Raw genomic sequence first — 21,699 nt, 5'->3', positions numbered from 1 at the left:
CTTTCAGGGTTTTTATAATAAACTTAGCCGGCCGATCTTATTGCATTCCTCAGCGAACCAAATGGCACCATCAGGACCTGATGCAATTCCATGCGGCTCAGCATTTTGGGTAGGAATTGGATATTCCGTAATTTCTCCTTGCATGGTAATGCGCCCAATTTGATTACTTCCCCATTCAGTGAACCATAAAGCACGGTCAGGACCTGTCACTATTGCGTGTGGTCGGGCATCTGGAGTTGGGATGGTATATTCACATATTGTTCCAGAAGTAGTAATGCGCCCGATTTTATTTCCGTTAATTTCCACAAACCAGAGTGCACCGTCCGGTCCGCTTGTAATACCTACAGGACCAGCATGTTTTGTTGGCAAAGTGTAATTTGTCATTTCTCCAAGCATCGTAATGCGCCCAATTTGATTACTCTGATTCTCAGTAAACCAAATGGCACCGTCAGTTCCAGCAACAATGAAAGAGGGGTAACAGCCGGGACTCGGTAAATCATACTGAATCATTTCACCTGATGATAAAATTCGCCCTATCCTATTTCCATTCATCTCGGTAAACCAAATGTCTCCATTATGTCCTTCCGTTATTCCAAAAGGTGCTGAGTTCGGACTCGGGAGAGTATATTCGATGATTTCACCTGTACCTGTCAGTTTTCCAATTTTATTCGCCCTATTTTCCGTAAACCATATATCCCCCTGAGTTGTGGAAGTTATAGATAGCACACCAGCATTGGGGGTAGGAACAACGAATGGAGTGACTTCACCGTTAACGGTCATTCGGCCAATTTGATTTGCTTTATGTTGTGTAAACCATAGCGCACCATCTTTTCCGGCAGTTATTCCATATGGGCCTGAATCTTTGTCAAGAAGTTCGTATTCGTCCATTTTTATCCCCATTATATGCCTCCTTCTTTTTGTATGAAATTCTTCTAGTCATTCGTTATAAATAATTGAAATCCTGTGAAAAAGTTTTTGCACAAGGTGTGAAGTCTGTCCAAGGAGAGATTTTAATTCATGGATGAAAAGGTTATTGAGATTCTATGTTTCAAATTGGTCATATTTGCAGGAGAACCCAATTACCTAACAATTTGGGTGAATTGTCTGATACAAAAGTTTTTTTTCCACATAGTTTATTAAAAAGTATGGTTACTCCAGCGGTGTTGATTAATCATGGGTATTTAATAAAGAACAATATTCAACATTAGAAAATTATGCTTGTATATGGATACAGCCTGATATTAGAACATAATGAATCTGTCGTGACCTTGCCCTTATTTTGGCGGAAAATACTTTTATATATATCACAGGAGGGGTTTTCATGGAGAAAGCAATAATTGTGCCTTGGGAAGAAGATGAGCTCACTCATGAGTTTTTTGTTCCTGAATATATTGAAAAAATGGCACTGGAAGTTCTTGAACATTACGGTTTCTCCGTTCAGAACATTCAAGTTGTTACAACAAAACCAGATAAAGGCGGCTCTATATGGAAAATGGAAACAAGTTCAGGGCCAAAGAGTTTAAAACTTTTACACAGAAGACCTACAAGAAGCATGTTTAGCTTAGGAGCTCAAGAATATTTAGTTAATGTTAAGGAAGCAAGAGTACCGCCCATCGTGAAAACAAAAGATGGAAAGGATTATGTTGAGGCTGGAGGGAAGTTATGGTTCGTCGCTGAGTGGATCGAATCATTGGCACCTGTATCAAAGGATTTGGAAGGAGCCAAACATCTTTGTAATGCTCTCGGCGAATTCCACCTTTTAAGCAAAGGGTATGTTCCGCCTAAACAAGCTGAAGTTGCATCCCGGTTATATAAATGGCCAGCGACTTATGAAAAAGTCATCAATAAGATGGATTGGTTTCGGAACATTGCTAATGCATATGAAGAAATGCCTGCAAGCCCCTATTTGCTGAATGTTTTAAATGATTTTGAAGAACAAGCAAAAAGAAGCTTAGAAAGATTAAGTGAATCAAGCTATCTAGAGCTAGCGAAACAAGGTAATGAATATTGGGGATTAGTGCATCAAGATTATGGCTGGTCAAATGGTCAAATGGGCTCTAATGGAATGTGGATTATTGACCTTGACGGTGTTGCTTATGACCTTCCCATTCGCGATTTAAGAAAACTGATTACCGGCACAATGGCGGATTTATATAGATGGGATGCAACTTGGGTAAGGGAAATGATCAAGTCCTATCACGAGGCAAATCCAATTTCATCGCAACTATATGATATCTTAATGATCGATTTATCTGCTCCAAATGAATTTTACAAGAATGTTAAAGAAGTAGTATATGAACCTGAATTATTTCTAACTGATCAAACAACAGCGATGATTCAAACAATTGTTGATACCGATCAAACAAAATGGCCAGTGTTAGAAGAAATTAAAGATGATTGGAAGGGAATGGAACAAACATGAAAATTTTAATGATTTGTACCGAAAAGCTTCCTGTTCCTCCGGTACTGGGCGGGGCCATTCAAACCTATATCTCAGGCATCCTGCCGCATTTAAGTAAAGCCCATGATATTACGGTTTTAGGTATTAATGATCCATCACTCCCTGATCAAGAGACGATTGATGGAAACCGTTATGTACGTGTACCTGGAAAAATATTCGAAGTATATCGAGAAGAGGTTGTCAGCTATCTTAAAGCAAATCATTTCGATCTAATTCATATATTCAATCGGCCTCGGCTAGTCCTTCCTGTCCGAAAAGCAGCCCCTCATTCAAAAATTACCCTTAGCATGCATAATGATATGTTTAATCCAGAGAAAATCAATCCGGAGGAAGCAAAAGCAGCCATAGACGAAGTTACGAATATTGTAACGGTGAGTGATTATATAGGCAATGTCATAAAAAGTTTATATCCACAAGCTTCATCAAAGATCCGCACCATCTATTCTGGTGTTGACACCAATCGATTCCTGCCCGGCAGTCACCCGAAAATGCAAAAAATCCGTAATGAATTACGTAAAGCGAACGGTCTTGAAAACAAAACGGTCATACTATTTGCAGGTAGACTTTCAAGTAATAAAGGTGTAGATAGGTTAATTCGGGCACTGCCTGAGCTTTCAAGTAAATTTAAGGATTTGGCTTTAGTTATTGTCGGAAGTAAATGGTTCAGCCAAAATGATGTTACCGATTATGTAGCTTATGTAAGAGCATTGGCCAAAAAGCTGCCTATCCCAGTTGTTTCAACTGGTTTTGTCGCACCTAGTGAAATACAAAATTGGTTCGCTGCTGCCGATTTATTCGTGTGTACATCAATATGGCAAGAACCGCTTGCGCGCGTCCATTATGAAGCGATGGCTTCAGGGCTTCCAATCGTAACAACTGCAAGAGGCGGAAATCCAGAGGTCATTCGTATAAGGGAGAATGGGCTTGTAGTAGAGAATCCAGAAGATCCTGGGTGTTTTACAGAGAAGATTACAGAAATTCTATCAAACAGGTCACTAATGAAAAAAATGGGCGAACGAGGCAGGGAACTTGCCTTAAGCTTATATGAATGGGATCGAGTAGGATCTGAAATACTTGAAGTTTGGAAAAAATAACTGTATAACCAATCAAGAGTGGATGTGAATTGCGCTTACAAAATACTTGTCACTGGTGCTGAAGGGGTTACGGATCACATTTATTTGAACCATTCCTAAAGGGTACGAAAAACAAAATGATTGGCGATGATGCATCTGCAGGACCTACCTCTATTACCCTCTAATAAGCTAAGGAAGTTAAGCTTATAGCTCTCCAGAACCACCCCAAGTGTCAATTTTATTATGCGGAAAATTTGTCAATGACACCCCACGGAATCAGGCTTTGTAAAAAAAATACAATTTAAGGGACCCCTTGAATGTAGACTCGAAAAAGGTCGGGAATTTCGGGAGTGACTCCAAATTTTTGGAGGGTTATATCGCTCTCCTTTCAAATGAAACAAGTTGAAGAGCCATAATTGAGTAAAAAAAAGCACCTTGCTAACCTATTAAATAGGCTGTTGCAAGGTGCTTGTATTATTTGTTTGAAAATTCCCTGAATAAGGTTATAATTAAAAGTGTTGGAGAACCTAGCCAACTAGACACCCTTAGAGAATTGCCTTGTCCGCTACTTTCTAAGGGTGGATATTAATATTCTGGCTCATGCTTGGTTGAATTTCGGATATGGAATGATGGTGTGTAATGGATGGATTTGTTTTTCCATTCAGGATGGCATTTAACACAACCAGTGTTATTGTACCCATCACGACTCCGTTTCCACATATTAATTGGACTGTTTCCGGGAATTTATCGAATGCTTCCGGGACCCCCTTGACTGCCAGACCGACTCCTATTCCAAGTGCAATCGTCAATTGATTGGAAGGTTTGCTTAAATCCGCTTTGGCTATCATCCCCAAAGCTGCAGAAAGAAGCATGCCGAACATTGGTATCATGGCCCCGCCCAGAACGGGTAAAGGGATCATTGTCGTAAGACCGGCAACCTTAGGCACAAAAGCTAGAAAGATTAGGATACAACCTGCCGTGACTACTACCGAGCGCTGAGTTACCTTTGTCAGCAAGACCAAGCCAACATTTTGTGAGAAGGTAGAATGGTTGAAAGAGTTGAAGATACCGCTTATGAAGCTCCCTATTCCTTCTGCACGGAGGCCCTTTTCCACATCTTTTTCGGTTATTTCCTTCCCGCATACTTCCCCGAGTGTCAAAAAGACGCCTATACTTTCCACAGCTATGATTAAAGATATGATTGTCATGGTGATAATAGATGAAAGGTCGAAGGTAGGTACCCCAAAATAAAAAGGAGTCACCATTGTAAACCAGCTAGCCTCTATAAAGCCGGAGGTATCGACCATACCTAAAAAACCAGCCAATATAGTGCCAAGAATCATGGCGAAAAGAACTGAAATCGCTTTCAAGAAACCTTTAGTAAGTGTATTCAATAAAAGGAAACTTACTAGTGTAAAACAAGCTAGCATTAGATTCATAGGATCTCCAAAGGTGGGGGAACCGACTCCGCCCGCTGCATTTTTCATGGCAACTGGCATTAATGACACGCCTATGATTAATATGACGGACCCTGCAACAATTGGTGGGAAATAGGGTATTAATTTACCGATTACTCCTGATAAAATGGCAACAATTATTCCGGATACCATAACTGCGCCTAAAACCCCGGTTATACTATGGACCGATCCTATGGCTATTACTGGCTCAACCACGATAAAAGAAACAGCCATTAAAGCAGGTAACCTTATACCAAATCCTTTACCGCCAATAACTTGAAGCAAGGTGACTATCCCGCAGGCGAGTAAATCAAACGAGATCAGGTATATGATCTGTTCTTGTGTCAAGCCGATTGCAGGACCGACGATTAGTGGAACAGCTACCGCTCCTCCATACATTACACAAACATGCTGTAAACCTAACAATAACGTGTTTAGTTTGCTCAATTTTTCCATGTTTGCCCCCTTTTAATTAGTCACGACTTTCCAATTATATGAATGTAACGAAATCGCCTCCTTGTGATTTTGTAAATACTTCCTTATGGATGGTTTTGCTGTTGCTTATTAAGAAACGCTATTTACAAAATCGGTGTATTTTTATATTATCACCGCCATAATGCTAAATCAAGACTATTTTTTGGAAAAATATGAATATTCATTCAAGTTCATTCTGTATATAATTAAGAAGAATAGGGGGAGAAATATGTATTTAACGATCGAAAAAGCTTTGAAACTTCCTGCCCTAAACCAAGTGGAAGTTATTGGAGGAAGTCAAGGGTTAACTCGGGTAATTAATTCAGTAAGTATAATGGATCATCCGGATATATCATGGATTAAACGAGGGGAACTCCTGCTGACAACCGGTTATGTGTTTAAGGATGACCTGAATGCTCAAATCAATCTTGTTAGGGAATTGTCGAAAAGAGGAAGTGCTGGATTAGCTATCAAGCTTAAGCGGTTTCTTTCTACGATTCCTCCTGGAATGGTGGAAGAAGCGAACAAGTACAATTTCCCATTGCTGGAGATTCCTTATGAAATGCCTTTATCCGACTTATTATTCAGCTTTACATATGAACTTGTTAATAAGGAGAAAGTGAAAAACAATGGAAAAGGAAGTGTTGAAGTTTTTCATTCTCTTTTGAATGGGGAAAATAGGAGTACATCTTTTATCCCCCAATTACAGGAATTTGGCTTTAATCCCGATAGGCCCTATATTCTGCTCTTAATAAACGGAACGAAAGAAGAAGGGGATTCATTCTTTCCAATTGGCAGAATGTTGGAGAAATTAAACCAAACGGAAAGGGAAGATTTCAAGTATTGGAATATCGACTTCGATGGTCAATTAATTATTCTGCAAGGGAAAGGAATGGTGACTGATGAACACCTTCTTATGCAGGCTCAACGAATTGCCATCCTTTTAGAAGGTCTTATATCCAAAGATGATCCTGGCACTTCACTATCCATGGGGTTAAGCAAGGTGAAAAAAGAAATCTACAATATGAAAGAAGGGTTTATTGAAGCTAAAAAGGCCATTCAACTTGGCTCGAGGCTTAACCCGACTAATATCAATGATTACGCAAGCGTTGAAGTTGAAGATCTAATAAATCAAATCCCTAAGGATGCCATGACTCAATACGTGCTATCCATGATTCAGCCGATTATTGTATATGATAGGGAAAATGAGGGGGAGTTGTTAAAAACGCTGGAAACCTATCTATTTTCAAGAGGGAGAATAGAAGATGCGGCACGGGCTTTGTTTGTGCATCGAAATACTGTAAAGTTCCGTTTGTCTAGAATTGAAGAATTATTGGGAGTTGATTTAAAATCGAGGGATATTGCTTTTAAATTGCAGTTTAGTATAAAAGCTGCGAAGTTATTACATGACTAAGTAAAGGAAGCATAATTTGAATGAATCGGGAATCAAGTGTTACTGCACATGAAAAACTGCCAGGGAATGAAGGATCCCTGGCAGTTTTTCATGTGTATGGGCCATTTTCTTATTGGTTATCCAGCAGACGTTTGGCATATAGGGCAAGTTTTATAGTGAACAGATCATCATTGCTTAAGTCCATTCCTAATCGTTTTTTTATGCTTTTAATTCGAAAATGGATAGTGTTTCGGTGCACCCCCATTATTCTGGCCGTTTCAGCAGGTCGAAGATTGCATTGCAAATAGGCCTCCAAGGTTTTGATCAGATCAGACTGGGTTTCATCGTCATGGTCCTTCAGCGGTGCTAAATTACCTGTAACAATATCCATGAGCACATTTTTTGGAGCATACTGCAAAATCTTAAATGTTATTAATTCTTTGTAGCCGTAAACTTCCTTTCCTGGGTTCAATCGTTTTCCCAAATCAATAGATTGTAAAGCTTCCTGTAGGCTATTGGCCAGGTTATTAATACCTGTATGATAGTTACCGACTCCTAGCGTAAGTTCCATTGGCAGGTGTTTAGATAAAGTAGAAATAATTTGTTGGCTTATCTGGGTGACTTGTGAATAAAAGCGGGTGCTCCCTAGGGGGATGGTATCCAGATAAATGATAACTAGACTGCCCTTGATATTCCTTATGAGCTTATCGATTTTATTTTGCTCGGTTAATGTTTCGATTGTTTTGATAAGCTGTTTATAAGTAATGGGATCATTCTTTTGATTCCATTGCAGCGTTAAAGGTAAAACCGTACATATGAATCCCCCAGTAATTTGTTGGACGCTGGATTTGTCCTCCGTCATTCCTAAAATCCCGTAACTTAAATTTTCGGCACCAACCCAGGAAATATCTTCCATACCATAGCTTTTCTCTTTTTGTTCATTCTGTCTCTTTACAATTTCACGAAGCAGGGGAGACATGATATCTGATAACGAAAACTCAGGGGGGATTTTGAGAATAGGCAAATTGGCCATATTGGCAATGCTGATGGTGGTTTGCGGAATTTCTTCCAGTTTGATGAACAATCCTGAACAATTCATTTTTGCCAATTCGATTACGAATTGGTCTAATTGTTGCGGATTATCTTGAAATAAGTATCCGGTTGTTAGAATCAATTCATTTGGCTTCAACCAGGAAAGCACATCAGGAGCATCAAAGCTATTGATGGATTCTATTTCTCTATTAAGTCCCTGCATGCCAGCTGCCACTTGGCATTGTTTGATCTGTGGTAATTTTAATGCATCAGTCATCGTTAAATGCATGATAGGTCCCCTTCGCTGTGCCTTTTTTCTCTAATTTAACTAATTTTTTGAATATTGGCAACAGAAGCCAAGCTATAAGGATGGCCTGTTCTTTAAACGGTGAGTGCGGTAAGCACAAAGGGGTTGGAAAAATATTAGCTTTTTCAGCTAATGACCTATAAAGGAATGCATGTATATAATTCAATTAAGTTAAGAATGTTTTGAATTATAAAAATAATTGGAAGAAGGGAGGGCCCGTATTGATATCTGACCTTAATAGCATTAATGAGTTGAACAAGGTGGAATTCATCCAAAAGTTAGGTTGGGTATATGAACATTCTCCATGGATAGCAGAGCGTTCATGGGAGTACAAGCCATTCATTTCCTTAGACGACCTAAAGCAGAAAATGGAAGTTGTTGTGCAGAATGCCTCATTATCGGAACAGCTCCAATTAATCAAGTCTCACCCGGACCTAGCAGCCCGGATTGATATGGCTGAAGCATCAGTTAAAGAACAATCCGCAGCCGGTTTGAATTCGCTTTCTCCGGATGAATATGAAGAATTTCATGCGTTGAATAATCAGTATAAAGAAAAGTTTGGATTTCCGTTCATATTTGCTGTCCGTGGCAGCGATAAAACGGTGATAAAGGCAGAGATGAAAAGAAGGATTGGTTTGGATCAGGCAAATGAACTTAAGGAAGCGATCAAGCAAATCCACTTAATTGCCAGCCACAGGTTATCTGATTTTATAAACTAGGAGGAGGAATAATATGACAGCTCAAAATGAAAACAGAACGATGTTTTACGGTAAAGGGGATGTATTTGTATATAGGACTTTTGTGCAGCCTCTTACAGGTTTGAGGAAAATACCGGAATCAAGTTTCACAGAAAGAGATAATACTATTTTTGGATTCAATTGCCAGATCTCTCTGAAAGGAGAAGCTTTTTTATCTTCTTTTACGGAAGGAGATAATAGCTTGGTGGTTGCAACGGATTCCATGAAAAACATCATTCATCGCCAGGCGGCCAATTATCAAGGAAATACGGCGGAAGGATTTTTAAAGTTCATATGTGAAGTCTTCCTTGATAAGTATAGCCACATAGATGCAGTGGAACTGACAGCAACTGAAGTTCCCTTCGATCATGTACTCGTTCCAAAAGGGGAAGGACATGAAAATAGTGATGTTGTCTATCGATGTTCCAGAAATGAAAGGGCTACCACTACAATCGAAGTCAAAAGGACACCTACCGGAAGCAAAATCGTTAAGCATTCAAGTGGAATAGTCGATGTCCATTTAATCAAGGTTAAAGGAAGCTCTTTTTATGGATTTATTCAAGATGAATACACCACACTGCCAGAAGCTCAGGATCGTCCACTATTTATCTACTTGGATTTCGATTGGGAATATAGCCGCTGGGAGGATGGCACTGGAGCGGATCCAGAAAAATATGTAGCAGCGGAACAAATTTGTGATATTGCAAACACAGTGTTTCATGAACTGAATAACCGTTCGATTCAGCAGCTCATTTATCATATTGGCATTAGGATTCTGGAACGTTTCCCTCAGCTGGCGAATGTTCAATTTAAAACCAATAACCGTACCTGGGAAACCGTTGTGGAAACCATTCCGAATTCAGAAGGAAGTGTTTATCAGGAACCACGTCCTCCGTATGGCTTCCAAGGCTTTGTCGTTACGCAAGAAGACGTTAAACAAAAAAAGGCAGCTGATTCAACGGTAGGGGCTTCCCGATAATGGACAGTAAGCTGACCACACATGTTTTGGACCTGTCTAAAGGTCTGCCGGCAAAAGGGATGAAGATAGAACTTTGGGCCATAGCAGAACAGGGAGACCATTCTTTCATTAAAGAGGTCTGTACAAACAAAGATGGAAGAGTTGATGATCCGCTTCTTCAAGGGGATGATCTCAAACCAGGTGAGTATGAGCTTGTCTTTTATGTTGGGGAATATTTCAATGATGGAGCGAATGATCCCAATATAAGGCCATTTTTAAATAAGGTCCCACTTCGTTTTGGAATAAGAAGTAATGAAGAACATTATCATGTTCCTCTGCTTGTTGCTCCGGGAGGATATAGCACCTATCGAGGAAGCTAGTAAATCAGTAAGAGAGTTGGAGGGTTCAATTTGGCACATGAACGTACTGGTGCAGTGACTTTAGGCGGTAATCCAGTGACCTTGATTGGTCCCGAACTAAGAGTAGGGGATAAGGCACCTGACTTCGCACTATTAACAAATGACCGCCGTAAAGCACATTTAACAGACTATAAAAATAAGACATGCATCATCACGACTGTTCCTTCGCTTGATACTGGTGTATGTGATTTACAAACAAGGGTCTTAAATGAAGAAGCAAGCAAAATGGGTGATGATGTAGCGGTGTTGGCTATCAGCGCAGACCTTCCCTTTGCTCAAGCAAGATGGTGTAAAGAAAGTAATGTCGAAGCTATAACCATTCTCTCCGACCATTTTGATTTGTCATTTGGTACTGCATATGGAACGTATATGAAAGAACAACGATTGGAATGCAGGGCAGTATTTGTAATCAATCAAGAAGGAACCATTGAGTATGTGGAATATGTACCGGAAGTCACGGATCACGCAGATTATGAATCCGCATTGCAGGTAGCGAAGGAAGTGATAAATAAAGCTGGTGCAGCTAAATAAACATTTTCCCTTACGAAGGAAAGTAAAAGTACATTCCATTATCCGCAAGACCGTCCGATTTACAAAAAGCTGGACGGTCTTTTGGTGATACTGAATTAAATTAGTAGTTTTCCAGTGACTTATCCATGTCTCTTTCTAATGTAAAATATAATTACTAAAATTAAACATTAATTACTTTTATTTGAAGTAAAATCATGCTATAATGAAAGTCCAATAGCTTTATATAAGATAGAAGCGCTTCCTTATCAGAGGAAGCGCCCTTTTTATGTTTTCACTTACTAATTAACATAACAATGCTAGAAACACCTGAAATAGAAATAAGTATACGTGTAAACTCCTGAAATCCGTCATCTCTGCTCCTTCCACTTCAATTTCTTGATGATAAACAGCCCCTGCAATGATATTTTCTCCCCCAGCGAATGGTAAAATCTATCGAGGGTACTATTTTCTTTTTAAAACCAACTTTTCTGGTCATATCCATTCCCACTTAAGAATGAGCAGTGGTTTAATACAATAAAAGTTTAAAAGCCCTTGCCTTCTTTTATTTCTTGTTGAAAGTGAGAGCTTTACATTATTCCCATTTTATTTATCAATGTAAGCATCTTTAGCATCATATATACTCTACAAAAATCCCTTCAGAAAAAAATCTGAAGGTTCTTTTATGTTCATATAACCTATTGGAAGTTGAGGATTTTAAACTAATATCCTCGATTTTGCTTAAAAAGTTAGAGATGCAATCAACACTAGCATGACTGAGCCTTTTTAGCCTTTTTACTGATTCCCCCAAACACAGTGTTTAGAACATAAATTAACAGGGAGGAGTTTAATTTGAAGAATTTCCAAATTTTCAAAGGTATTCAAATTATTATGTCCTGAAATAATAAGAAAAAATGCAGGAGAGGCCAAATGAAAAACAATAAATTATATCATGTAATTATCGCTATTTTTATATTTGTCTTAATGGTCGATCAGTCGGTCTATGCAATGGAATGGGAAGATGAAGAAGGACCCATAAGCTTTAAAATTGAGATGTTACCTTGGGAGATTGTAAACAACATTATTCCTGATAAAACAAATTTCACCATAATCGATATTGAAACTGGTTTATCATTTAAGGTACAACGAAGAGCAGGTAGCCATCATGCCGATGTACAGCCATTAAGTAAAGAAGATACTCAAATCATGAAGAAAATTTATAATAATAAATGGAGTTGGAATAGAAGAGCCATTATTGTATTAATCAATAATCAAATGATTGCTGCATCTATGCACGGAATGCCACATGGTGCTGGCGCTCTTCCAAATGGTTTTTCAGGTCATTTTTGTGTCCATTTCTCTGGAAGTATTACGCATCGTTTGAAAAACGAAGATCTTTCTCATAAATTAATGATATTGAAAGCTGCTGGTAAGCTTGATGATTATATACAAACGGTAAATCCTTATGAACTTATACGTATTTTTACCATTGCCATTAATCAAGGAAATCAGGAATTATTAGCAATGACCTTATCAAATCCTAGTCACCCTAACCGTGTCAATAAACTTGTTAAAGATATTATATATTTTGGAGTAGTTGACCCTTTAAGACAACCGCCTGAACAGCTAAATGGTCTATTTCTCGTGGATGTACCCGTTCAAGTAGCTATACATAAGAAGAAAGATGGCAAAGAAATAAAGGTTATGCATTTTATGATCCGCAAGGAGAGTTTGTCCGATCGTTGGTTTATTGATCAAGATGCAATTTATGAAGATTTGAAGTGAAAATTGTGAATGTTCAAAGAAACTAACCCAGGAGGTGCATTCAATTGAGATTAACATGGATTGCCGGACTTTTGCTATTCGTTCAACCAGTGAATATTTCTGAAAGCTTATCGGTAACCCACCAAGGACAAACGATTGCCAGTGTAAACCATGCTGATATTACAATGCCCTACCTGGATAGTCCTATGGTGGACGTGGATAAATACAATCAATTTGTCGAAAAAATAGACCGGCAAGTTTACCAAAAACCTGTAAATGCCACAATGGACAAACAAGGTAATATTCTACCTGGGCGGGCAGGTTACAAGCTATACCATCAAGCCTTTAAAGAACAATTTCATTCCTTTTTTACAGTAATAGATCATACAAACTAGAAGTACCTTTGCTTGCTATTCATCCAAAGGTTGACAGCGAAATACTTGCGGAAATTCGTGAAAAAAAGATAGGTGAATATAGAACCTATTTTAATGTCAACAATAAAAATCGTTCAAATAATATCTCACTTGCCGCAGAAGCCATTAATAATTATGTCGTGTTTCCAGGAGAGGTCTTTTCTTTTAACCAAGCTGTTGGCAAGAGATCTGTAGAAAAAGGATATATGCTCGCTCGGGTTATCGTTAAAGGAGAGTTTTCTGAAGGGATTGGCGGAGGGATTTGCCAGGTTTCATCCACCTTGTTTAATGCTATCGACAATGCAGGGTTGCAAACGGTTCAACGCTATTCCCATACAAGGAGCGTTCCGTATGTTCCATCTGGCCGCGATGCTACAGTAAGCTGGTATGGGCCTGATTTTAGTTTTAAAAACAAGTATAATCAACCGGATCCTGATCCGTGCTACGATCCAAGGAGGAATGGTGAGTATCATGGTTTACTCTTCAGATATGATTAATTATAAAATACGAAAGATTCCCGATGCTTCAAAGCAGATATCCAAAGAACAGATTATTCGTTCGTAAAAGTACACGTATACGAATGGGGGCACCTTAGGCAAACTTGGTTATATATAGAGAAGATACTCGTAAAAAACGGCCTTTGCTCATTGGAGCAAGGGCTTGTTTAGAGATGGGGAGGAACCAGCTTTTTGATTACTTGAACAAGCCAATCAATGTCTATGCTACAATCATTACAAGCATGGCCATTAATATAAGTTGATGTTTGGGAGATCACTATGGGAAAAATAAAAATAGCTTTGCTGCACCTATTGCCCATCGCTGGTGATGTGGAGCATAACCAGAAACTAATTGAACAAGCCATTCATATTGCAGCAAATAATAATGCCGAATGGATTATAACACCCGAACTATGTGTCAGCGGACTTCAATTCAATCATAAGATTGGGACTGGATGGATTATCAAGCAACCTGATGCTTGGATGAATAATTTGAGCCGTAAACTAAAGAATTTGAAAAGCACTGTATTTTTGGGCTGCCCTGAAAAAGGCAGGAACGGAGAGTTGTATAATTCTGTGTTTGTCATAGATAAAAAAGGTCATTTAATAGGTAAACAGTGTAAAATCAGTGTTATTGATGATTGGTCAGCTCCAGGGGAAGTATTAGAGCCAATAAAAACAGACAATGTTGAGGTTGGTATTATGATTTGTGCAGATGCATATAACAAAGATATTGCTTGCACCTTATCTGAAAAAGGAGCAGAAATATTACTTGCACCGTCTTCCTGGGGTCCCGGATTACATGGTCCGGAGGGAGAATGGGAACAAAGGTCACTAGAAACAGGGCTGCCCGTAATAGTCTGTAATCGTACTGGCGAAGACGAAACGGTCCGTTTTTGGGATGCAGAAAGCATGATCATAAAAAATGGTGTACCCCTCTTGACTCATAAATCAAAACAATCAGCCATACTTACCTTTGAATGGGATTTACAAAGCATGGAATTACTATCCCCCTCATTTCGACATCGATTACATATAATGGGAACATACACGAACTCTTGTTGAAAGAAAGGGTGCGCTAGTGAAGAAACGGAGCTGTCATTAAGGCAGCTTTTTCTTATTGCTAGAGGCGGTTAGTTCAACAGTGCCGTTTGGACTTTGTTCTACAATCGGGACATTTTCTTGAAAAAGAAAAGGGTTTATTCGTAGGTAAATCGAAGTTAATCAAAGGAATATATGTTCAAACCACTTTTGATGAAATATTCACCTACACTGACATACTGTTGTCAGCATAGACGTTTACACTAGCTATCGGAACAGCAACTAGGAAATCACCCGGTGACCCTAAATATTGAAGTATAGTTACTTACTCAACATTGAGGAGGAAATCGATTATGAGCGAAACAAAGACATTAAGAGGACTCACCACCGTCAGTTTTTGGGCGGATGATCTAGTGGCGGCAAAGAAGTGGTACGCAGAGCTGCTGGGTACCGACCCATACTTCGAACGCCCGGGATATGCCGAGTTTCGCCTCGGGGACTACCAGCACGAACTGGGCCTAATCGATAGCCGCTACGCGCCCGGTGGTTCGTCGACCGGCGCGGCCGGTGGTGCTGTCGTGTACTGGCACGTCGACGATGTGACAGCAACTTTCGAGAAGCTGCTGTCCATGGGAGCGAAAGAACACGAGGCACCCACAGTTCGCGGTCAGGGGTTCATTACTGCATCCGTGGTTGATCCCTTTGGGAATATCCTAGGCATTATGTACAATCAGCACTATTTGGATGTTCTGGATTCGAACAGAAAAGCTTGATCCGCGCTGCCGGCATCCAAAGCATGTCCAGTTTGTACTGCTCGCATCACTAGTTTGTTTATACAATTTATAGAATCGTTACTGATCGCAGCTGTCATTTAAGGCAGCTTTTTCTCTTGGTTAAATGGATAGTACCCTTGCGTTATCTCCATCGAAAAAAAGCCTATCTCTTATGAGGGGCTTTTTGATTTGTAAGAGGAATATAAAGCTAAATAAATGTAAGCCGCATTCCTCCGATGAAAAATGCGGCTGTTTGAAATATTATTTAAGGGTTTAATACCCTCGATTCCGATCTACCATTCCACTTAAGGGTTGTTCACTTGAAAATCGCTTTAGATTTTCTATGAAAAAGTTGCTCACTTCGTTAATCGTACTTGGCCCTGACAGGTGGGAAGTGACAAACACATTGGGCATGGACCAGAAGGCATGTTCTTTTGGCAACGGTTCTGTCTCAAATACATCGAGGACTGCTCCCTGAAGATGTCCTTCCCTCATGACAGATAGTAAATCCCCTTCATCTATCAATGCACCGCGGCCAACGTTGATAAGGTAAGCGTTGGGTTTCATGGCTAAAAGAAGGTCCTGGTTAATGATATGATAAGTGGAATTTGTTAAAGGAAGGGTTAGGACCAAATAATCCAGATCTTTTACAAATTCACCCCATTGATCTGGAGTAAAGTGGAGATCCACGAGTGTTGCTTGTTTTCCACTAAAGCTTAACCCATGTACATACATATCAAATGCTCGAGCTTTACGTACAAGTTCAGCGCCAATCGATCCAAGTCCGGCGATCCCGATTGTTTTCCCTTTTAGGGTTTCAGAAATGAAAGGATCCCACCTCCGCTCCAATTGCGATTGTTTCATCCGAGGACCGTCTTTCACTATGTCCAAGAGAAACAAAAATACATATTCAGAGATGTAAGCACCAAATTGGTCCATAATTCGAGTTAATGTAATGTTTTGAGGTATCGATTGGTCTGCAATCAAATCATTGACCCCTGCTCCCATTGATTGAAACCAGCGAACGGATGAGGCAATTGGCTTACATAGTAATTGTGTCGGGAAATTCCACCCCAAAATAACTTCAGTGCCTGGTAAATATTTTTCTGCTTCCTCCAAAGTTTTCGCTGTCTTTACCGATATGAACCCACTATTGCGGATACGATCAGCATAAGCATCGACCTCTGTCTGAATAGGACTAAATACAAGAATGTTTGGTTTGTGTGTACCCCCCATTGGCTCTCTCCTTATTGATTCTTTAAATATAGTATAAATTCTTCCACCTGAGTCGTACATGGATAAAAAAGCAGTGCATTACTTTCGAGTATGCACTGCTTTTTAAAATTTCTCCAGAATCATTCGTTTTATTTATTTAACAAAATGGCTTCTGCGTTACCAGGCTGCAGAGCTGTTTGCAGTGTTCTTTTTTCTTCATCGTTTAAAGGGACCATTGGTAAGCGGACACCTCCAACATTTAATCCCCGCATATTTAATGCTGATTTTACTGGTGCCGGGCTTGGTGCAGCAAATAATGCTTTCATGATTGGAAGAAGGGTACGATGTGCAGCGGCAGCACCATGGACATCACCATTTTTAAAGCTATTGATCATTTCTTGCATTTCATTACCAATTATGTGTGAAGAAACCGAAACGATGCCTGCTCCACCGATGGCTAAAACCGGTAATGTTAACCCATCATCGCCGCTGTATAAAGTAAAATCACTAGTTGTTTTGCTTATGATTTGTGCCATGGCATCCAAGTCACCGCTTGCTTCTTTTACTGCCACGATATTGTTAATTTTTGAGAGACTAACAATCGTCTCCACTGACATGTTTACAACGCTTCGTCCTGGAATATTATATAGCATTACCGGTAATGATGTGGAATGGGCAATAGCGCTAAAGTGCTGAAATAATCCTTCTTGAGACGGCTTGTTATAGTAGGGGGTAACGAGCATGATTCCGTCGACTCCTGCTGCCTCCGCTTGCCTTGTTAAGCTGATGGAAGCTCTCGTGTTATTTGAGCCGGTTCCAGCTATGACTGGAACTCTTCCATCAACAACTTCTACAACAAATTTGAATAAATCCACTTTCTCTTCTTGAGTTAATGTAGGGGACTCTCCAGTAGTACCGGTTATTACTAATCCATCAGAACCATTAGCAATTAAATAGTTTACTAAAGTTCTCGTAGCATTAAAATCAACCTCTTCATTATGATTGAACGGGGTAACCATTGCGGTTAAAACTTGGCCAAAATTCATAACTTCACACCCTTTAGTATAATTTTTAAAAATATTCAGAGGTGGTTAGGGCCATTCAGGAGTAAACGCAAAAAAGCAACAACGAGGATTCGCTGCTGCAGTAGAAACAATATTTACCAAAAAAATGTTTCCGCGCATAAGATAGCCCTCCATATAGTTTCCTATATGACAGTCCTGTATTTATTCAATAGCAGAACCAGCTTCAAGAACATGAGATTCTTTCCGCTTCGGCAAATTCCCCTTTCCACAATAGTCATAGGATCTCATTCTCCTCAAAATGTGTACTAATGGTCTTTGCTCCTCTATCCTCACTTCAAAAGATTCCGAAGTAAGAAAATATTTAATTGATTGTAATATAACAGGGAATCCATTCTGTTGCAAGCCTAATTATGAAGTTTTTTAAGAATGCTAGAAATCTATGGAAATGGCTAGAGTATTGGGGTGGATTCATCTTTATTAGTTATTATGTAAAACTCAATATAATAGTTTTATAAAACAAACTGTATGAAAAGTTTTACCCTTTTATAGTCAGTTTTTACAATTGATATATCTTATAGAAGGAATTAGTATTTATCTTATGAATACCTAGAATAATGATCAAGGAGGAGGATAACATGACTAATGCAAAACTAACAAAGGATAGAAAAGATATGAAAATTCGTGATGTTTGGGAAGCAAGAAAACGAATAGCTTCAATTGTAAGTAGAACTCCATTGATTCAATCTACTATACTATCAGAAAAAACTGGCCGTCCTGTTTTCTTAAAGCTTGAAAATGTCCATGAGGTTGGAGCATTTAAAGTAAGGGGAGCTGCCAATAAGATACTCAGCTTGAGTGAAGAAGCAAAGAAACGTGGGGTTGCAACGTTTTCAACTGGAAACCATGGTATGGCTGTAGCATATGTAGCAAAAAAAATAGGGATTGATGCTGTTGTATGCATTTCAAATCGAGTACCAAAAGCAAAAGTTGATTCATTAAAAAGACTGGGAGCTCAAATTGAGATAGTTGGTGATAGCCAAGATGCCGCAGGAGAGCGTTGCTATGAGCTGGAAAGAGGGAAAGGATTAACGGTGATTCAACCATTTGATGATCCTCACGTCATAGCTGGACAAGGAACAATTGGCTTGGAATTGTTAGAGGATCTTCCTAATCTAACAGATGTAATTGTTCCCCTTTCAGGTGGTGGGCTTCTCTCCGGAATTGGCTTGGCATTAAAGTCATGTGATCGTGACATAAGAGTAACTGGTGTTTCAATGGAACAATCAGCCGTCATGTATGAAAGTTTGAAAGCTGGTAAACCAGTAAAACTAGAGGAAAGCGAGACACTCGCTGATAGTTTATTAGGTGGAATTGGCCTTGATAATCAATACACGTTTGAAATGGTCCGGCAATATATAGATGATGTGGTACTCATACCTGAAGATGAGATTGCATTTAGTATGGCTTTGATGATGGATAAACACCGAATCATTATGGAGGGCGCGGCAGCAACGGGAATTGCGGCTGTTTTAGGAAACAAAATTCCTCAGCAAGATGGTGATATCGCCGTTATTATAAGTGGACAAAACGTTGATCTTTCGATACTGCTTAAGTTAATCCAAAATTATACCTGTGAAAATAAAGGGTGAGCTTATCTCCAATAGCAGTGACATCAGTCTTGATAATTTGAAAATTAAAAGCGGTTTTTTAGGATTGAGAGAAGGGCCAGGGAAGCATAATATGGCATCCAAACATTACGTGCCATTGAACTTCTCTATTTACATGAAATCGATTCATGAGGAATTTAATTAAATCATAATCAAGTGATAAATGGCAGCAGCAATTACAGGGACATGGTAATTTCGATTGTTAAATCAGCAATGAATGGTACGAGTATTTCATTGGTGAACGAGTTGCCAAACTGGCGAAAGGGGATACATGCAATTAAGTTCTAACAGCCATGTAAATATGTACAATCAACTAGCGATGACCTTCTAACTGAGATCCATATTACAAACCCTAACCCCGAAAAATTACTACAGACGAAGCAAAAGATGCAGGCTGTATTTAAGAAAAACCACACCAATTCAATCATGTGATAAAAATGGGAGAGAACAAACTTCAAGACGCAATCCCTATCCGTCTTGGCCAAGAATTTGAAACACATAGACTTGTAGTAGAACGTAATTTTAAAAATATTACCTCAATAAAAAGCGGAGTACAGTAGACGGTATCCTGATAATATGGTTTCCTATAAATAGTAGTTTTTTATCTTTTTTAATCTTTAGATGGTCAGAGGGGGACAACATGAGATTAACTATAAAGGATGTTTTAAATTACGAGATTATGAAAAAGGCAAGAATTATAACTGGAAAAGACTTTGAAAACGAACGATATATTCAATGGATTTCTGTGATAGAGATGCCCGTGGAAAATTTTGTTCGTAAAAATGAGGTTGTACTAACGACTGCTATTGGATGTAACAACGATGTTGAAACATTAAAAACGTTTGTACAAGATGTTATAGACTCTGAAGCATCAGCACTGTTAATCGCAACGGGAAGGCATATATTCGATATTCCAAAAGAAGTAATTGATTTAGCAGAGAAGCATAATTTCATGATTATAGAACTCCCATGGGAACTCCGTTTTTCCAGGATTATTGAAAAGGTTATGAAAGAGATTAACGATATTCATTACAAAGAACGGGAAAAATCAGAGAAGGTACAGCAAGAGCTGTTGAAGTTAATTCTTAAAGAAACAGACCTTAACCATATTACAAAATTCATCCAAAGACTTATTGGCTGTTCAATCATCATTACCGACCGATCAGGATCAATTCAAGAAATAAGTAGCCATACTCAAAGCTTTATTAAAGAGTGGAAGAGTTATGTTTTACAGGGAATTCTTCCTTTAAGGAAAGAAACATACATAGAAACGCATGATCCTATGTTTCAGAAGTTTCAAATGATTGAAATAAAAGATCAGACAATACTACAGCTTCCAGTGCTGCAGGTTTTAGGGGATGCACAAGGCTATATATTTGTGTTGTTACCTCGTAAGACATCTGTAGATTCCTATTTAACCCAATATCGCGTGAATGTGTTAGAGCACTCAGCTACAACAATCGCTCTTTGGCTTTCAAGAAAAAATGCCGTTGAGGATACGAAAATGCGTCTTCGCAGTGATTTTGTACAAGAGCTTGCCAAAGGTGAATTTGTTTCAAGTGATCAGGCAAGTTCAAGAGCCAAATTACTCGGATACAATATAAAGCTGCCTTACGTTTCCATTGTAGGGTACCCTGAAAATCTAGAGGTGCTTTTTCGGAAGCGAAAACAAGATGATGATTCATTTGAGCATTGGCTTGAAAATATGATTCGCTATATTGAAGAAGAAATTTATTACGCAGCACAATCTCTTAAACGAGAAGTAATGATGACATACCAAGGGGAACAGCTCCTTATTTTTCTTGAAATCCCTAGCAAAACTGAAAATGAAAACGCTACAAATTTCTTAGACCTAGTAGAACGCCGCTTAGGAAATTTACTTCCAGAGGTTATCATATCTTGGGGAATAGGAAACTACAGTGAAGATTTTAATGGATTTGCAGAAAGCTATCAACATGCAAACGTTGCTTTAAATATTGGAAGACGTAAAAAGGGAACAGGGAATCGTATGATGTACGAGAAAACACGGGTTGACCGAGTGCTCTTAAATCTTGCTCAGAATAACGAAATGAAAGAAGTCATAATGTCAACGATTGAACCACTTGTTCAATATGACAATCAGCGTAATATGGATTTAATTGAGACCTTTAGTGTATATAATCAGTTTCAAGGTAATGTAAGCCAGACGGCAAGGTCATTGAATTTACATAGACAGTCCTTGTTGTACCGCCTAAGAAAGATTGAATCATTGACAGGACTTTCTCTTATAGATCCAGAGGATTTATTTTTATTGGATTTAAGTATTAAGACTTGGAAATTGGGTGTAACTGAAAAAATAACACAACAAAGATAAAATTCGGAGATAGAAACATACGGTAAGTAAAGGTCCTAATGTATAAAACCGGTAAGGTGAAATGCTAAAAGGTGACTCAATCAATGCTGAACAGGCAAAAATTGCTGAAGAATCAAGTACGGTAGCTGTATTG

The 21,699-nt window shown here is 38.9% G+C and carries 17 protein-coding genes, 3 pseudogenes and 1 riboswitch; of the genes and pseudogenes, 15 read left to right on the top strand and 5 right to left on the bottom strand.

Features of this window, described 5'->3' with window-relative positions; translation table 11 throughout:
• Nucleotides 1–12 precede the first annotated feature (12 nt).
• Nucleotides 13–900: a Vgb family protein gene (locus MHB45_RS20375; RefSeq protein WP_048678384.1), complete on the bottom strand. Its 888-nt coding sequence runs from the start codon at nucleotides 898–900 to the stop codon at nucleotides 13–15.
• 421 nt (nucleotides 901–1,321) lie between these two features.
• Here MHB45_RS20375 and MHB45_RS20370 point away from each other — a divergent pair, with 421 nt between their 5' ends.
• Both MHB45_RS20370 and MHB45_RS20365 read left to right on the top strand, forming a co-directional pair.
• A complete protein-coding gene (locus tag MHB45_RS20370; protein WP_048678387.1) occupies nucleotides 1,322–2,422 on the top strand; it encodes a CotS family spore coat protein in 1,101 nt (366 codons plus the stop codon).
• Nucleotides 2,419–3,552: pseudogene (locus MHB45_RS20365) on the top strand (glycosyltransferase family 4 protein); the annotation flags it as partial. The gene MHB45_RS20370 and the pseudogene MHB45_RS20365, both read left to right, overlap by 4 nt.
• Before the next feature lie 554 nt (nucleotides 3,553–4,106).
• Here the strand turns inward: MHB45_RS20365 and MHB45_RS20360 are convergent.
• Nucleotides 4,107–5,447 carry a nucleobase:cation symporter-2 family protein gene (locus MHB45_RS20360; protein ID WP_340908068.1) on the bottom strand — a complete coding sequence of 447 codons (1,341 nt, stop codon included), beginning with the start codon at nucleotides 5,445–5,447 and terminating at the stop codon, nucleotides 4,107–4,109.
• 247 nt (nucleotides 5,448–5,694) lie between these two features.
• Here MHB45_RS20360 and MHB45_RS20355 point away from each other — a divergent pair, with 247 nt between their 5' ends.
• On the top strand, nucleotides 5,695–6,879 hold the full coding sequence (locus MHB45_RS20355) for a PucR family transcriptional regulator (protein WP_048678394.1): 1,185 nt from the start codon (nucleotides 5,695–5,697) through the stop codon (nucleotides 6,877–6,879).
• Nucleotides 6,880–6,988: 109 nt separating this feature from the next.
• On the opposite strand, the gene MHB45_RS20350 is transcribed toward MHB45_RS20355, so the two are convergent.
• Entirely contained in the window at nucleotides 6,989–8,179 is a 1,191-nt protein-coding gene (locus MHB45_RS20350) for a PucR family transcriptional regulator (protein ID WP_048678397.1), read from the bottom strand.
• A gap of 239 nt (nucleotides 8,180–8,418) precedes the next feature.
• Between MHB45_RS20350 and uraD the strand changes: the two genes are divergently transcribed.
• From uraD to MHB45_RS20305, 9 genes and pseudogenes are all read left to right on the top strand, one after another.
• Nucleotides 8,419–8,916, top strand: coding sequence for a 2-oxo-4-hydroxy-4-carboxy-5-ureidoimidazoline decarboxylase (uraD, locus tag MHB45_RS20345; protein ID WP_105718765.1), 498 nt, complete (start codon nucleotides 8,419–8,421; stop codon nucleotides 8,914–8,916).
• A 13-nt stretch (nucleotides 8,917–8,929) separates the two neighbouring features.
• A complete protein-coding gene (pucL, locus tag MHB45_RS20340) occupies nucleotides 8,930–9,913 on the top strand; it encodes a factor-independent urate hydroxylase (protein WP_048678400.1) in 984 nt (327 codons plus the stop codon).
• Complete coding sequence (gene uraH, locus MHB45_RS20335) at nucleotides 9,913–10,272, top strand: hydroxyisourate hydrolase (protein ID WP_034304629.1); 360 nt, start codon at nucleotides 9,913–9,915, stop codon at nucleotides 10,270–10,272. The genes pucL and uraH overlap by 1 nt, the downstream gene beginning before the upstream one ends.
• Nucleotides 10,273–10,302: 30 nt before the next feature.
• A complete protein-coding gene (gene tpx, locus MHB45_RS20330) occupies nucleotides 10,303–10,842 on the top strand; it encodes a thiol peroxidase (RefSeq protein ID WP_048678402.1) in 540 nt (179 codons plus the stop codon).
• 906 nt (nucleotides 10,843–11,748) lie between these two features.
• On the top strand, nucleotides 11,749–12,603 hold the full coding sequence (locus MHB45_RS20325) for a hypothetical protein (protein ID WP_053087354.1): 855 nt from the start codon (nucleotides 11,749–11,751) through the stop codon (nucleotides 12,601–12,603).
• Between the two features lie 44 nt (nucleotides 12,604–12,647).
• Nucleotides 12,648–13,559 (top strand): annotated as a pseudogene (locus tag MHB45_RS20320) (VanW family protein).
• Nucleotides 13,560–13,596: 37 nt separating this feature from the next.
• The gene (locus MHB45_RS20315) at nucleotides 13,597–13,755 is read left to right on the top strand and encodes a hypothetical protein (protein ID WP_153246084.1); all 159 of its coding nucleotides are present in this window, start codon (nucleotides 13,597–13,599) and stop codon (nucleotides 13,753–13,755) included.
• Between the two features lie 16 nt (nucleotides 13,756–13,771).
• A complete protein-coding gene (locus MHB45_RS20310) occupies nucleotides 13,772–14,557 on the top strand; it encodes a carbon-nitrogen hydrolase family protein (RefSeq protein ID WP_048678405.1) in 786 nt (261 codons plus the stop codon).
• 329 nt (nucleotides 14,558–14,886) lie between these two features.
• The gene (locus MHB45_RS20305; protein ID WP_048678408.1) at nucleotides 14,887–15,306 is read left to right on the top strand and encodes a VOC family protein; all 420 of its coding nucleotides are present in this window, start codon (nucleotides 14,887–14,889) and stop codon (nucleotides 15,304–15,306) included.
• Nucleotides 15,307–15,579: 273 nt separating this feature from the next.
• On the opposite strand, the gene MHB45_RS20300 is transcribed toward MHB45_RS20305, so the two are convergent.
• Together MHB45_RS20300 and dapA are read right to left on the bottom strand one after the other, a co-directional pair.
• Nucleotides 15,580–16,542 carry a D-2-hydroxyacid dehydrogenase gene (locus MHB45_RS20300; protein ID WP_048678409.1) on the bottom strand — a complete coding sequence of 321 codons (963 nt, stop codon included), beginning with the start codon at nucleotides 16,540–16,542 and terminating at the stop codon, nucleotides 15,580–15,582.
• A gap of 128 nt (nucleotides 16,543–16,670) precedes the next feature.
• Nucleotides 16,671–17,567 (bottom strand): 4-hydroxy-tetrahydrodipicolinate synthase, encoded by an 897-nt coding sequence (dapA, locus tag MHB45_RS20295; RefSeq protein WP_048678412.1) that lies wholly within the window; start codon nucleotides 17,565–17,567, stop codon nucleotides 16,671–16,673.
• 134 nt (nucleotides 17,568–17,701) lie between these two features.
• Nucleotides 17,702–17,880: riboswitch (Lysine riboswitch) on the bottom strand.
• Between the two features lie 301 nt (nucleotides 17,881–18,181).
• On the opposite strand from dapA, the gene eutB reads away from it, so the two are divergent.
• The 3 genes and pseudogenes from eutB to MHB45_RS20285 all read left to right on the top strand — a co-directional run bounded on the left by eutB (nucleotide 18,182) and on the right by MHB45_RS20285 (nucleotide 21,566).
• On the top strand, nucleotides 18,182–19,195 hold the full coding sequence (eutB, locus tag MHB45_RS20290; RefSeq protein ID WP_048678415.1) for a hydroxyectoine utilization dehydratase EutB: 1,014 nt from the start codon (nucleotides 18,182–18,184) through the stop codon (nucleotides 19,193–19,195).
• A 434-nt stretch (nucleotides 19,196–19,629) separates the two neighbouring features.
• Nucleotides 19,630–19,773, top strand: a pseudogene (locus tag MHB45_RS28370) (lyase family protein); the annotation flags it as partial.
• 80 nt (nucleotides 19,774–19,853) lie between these two features.
• On the top strand, nucleotides 19,854–21,566 hold the full coding sequence (locus tag MHB45_RS20285) for a PucR family transcriptional regulator (protein ID WP_048678417.1): 1,713 nt from the start codon (nucleotides 19,854–19,856) through the stop codon (nucleotides 21,564–21,566).
• Nucleotides 21,567–21,699: the final 133 nt, after the last annotated feature.

The sequence above is a fragment of the Peribacillus sp. FSL K6-5616 genome, from assembly GCF_038008245.1.
GTDB lineage: Bacteria > Bacillota > Bacilli > Bacillales > DSM-1321 > Peribacillus > Peribacillus frigoritolerans.
The sequence above is the reverse complement of the archived record's forward strand: the minus strand, read 5'-3'. Positions and strand labels throughout refer to the sequence as shown.

Excerpts from the sequence above, each read along its gene's own strand:
- MHB45_RS20360 (WP_340908068.1), bottom strand. The coding sequence starts at position 5,447 with ATGGAAAAATTGAGCAAACTAAACACGTTATTGTTAGGTTTACAGCAT.
- MHB45_RS20310 (WP_048678405.1), top strand. The coding sequence starts at position 13,772 with ATGGGAAAAATAAAAATAGCTTTGCTGCACCTATTGCCCATCGCTGGT.
- MHB45_RS20350 (WP_048678397.1), bottom strand. The coding sequence starts at position 8,179 with ATGCATTTAACGATGACTGATGCATTAAAATTACCACAGATCAAACAA.
- MHB45_RS20305 (WP_048678408.1), top strand. The coding sequence starts at position 14,887 with ATGAGCGAAACAAAGACATTAAGAGGACTCACCACCGTCAGTTTTTGG.
- pucL (WP_048678400.1), top strand. The coding sequence starts at position 8,930 with ATGACAGCTCAAAATGAAAACAGAACGATGTTTTACGGTAAAGGGGAT.
- MHB45_RS20300 (WP_048678409.1), bottom strand. The coding sequence starts at position 16,542 with ATGGGGGGTACACACAAACCAAACATTCTTGTATTTAGTCCTATTCAG.
- MHB45_RS20370 (WP_048678387.1), top strand. The coding sequence starts at position 1,322 with ATGGAGAAAGCAATAATTGTGCCTTGGGAAGAAGATGAGCTCACTCAT.
- dapA (WP_048678412.1), bottom strand. The coding sequence starts at position 17,567 with ATGAATTTTGGCCAAGTTTTAACCGCAATGGTTACCCCGTTCAATCAT.
- MHB45_RS20285 (WP_048678417.1), top strand. The coding sequence starts at position 19,854 with ATGAGATTAACTATAAAGGATGTTTTAAATTACGAGATTATGAAAAAG.
- uraH (WP_034304629.1), top strand. The coding sequence starts at position 9,913 with ATGGACAGTAAGCTGACCACACATGTTTTGGACCTGTCTAAAGGTCTG.
- MHB45_RS20325 (WP_053087354.1), top strand. The coding sequence starts at position 11,749 with ATGAAAAACAATAAATTATATCATGTAATTATCGCTATTTTTATATTT.
- MHB45_RS20355 (WP_048678394.1), top strand. The coding sequence starts at position 5,695 with ATGTATTTAACGATCGAAAAAGCTTTGAAACTTCCTGCCCTAAACCAA.
- eutB (WP_048678415.1), top strand. The coding sequence starts at position 18,182 with ATGACTAATGCAAAACTAACAAAGGATAGAAAAGATATGAAAATTCGT.
- MHB45_RS20375 (WP_048678384.1), bottom strand. The coding sequence starts at position 900 with ATGGGGATAAAAATGGACGAATACGAACTTCTTGACAAAGATTCAGGC.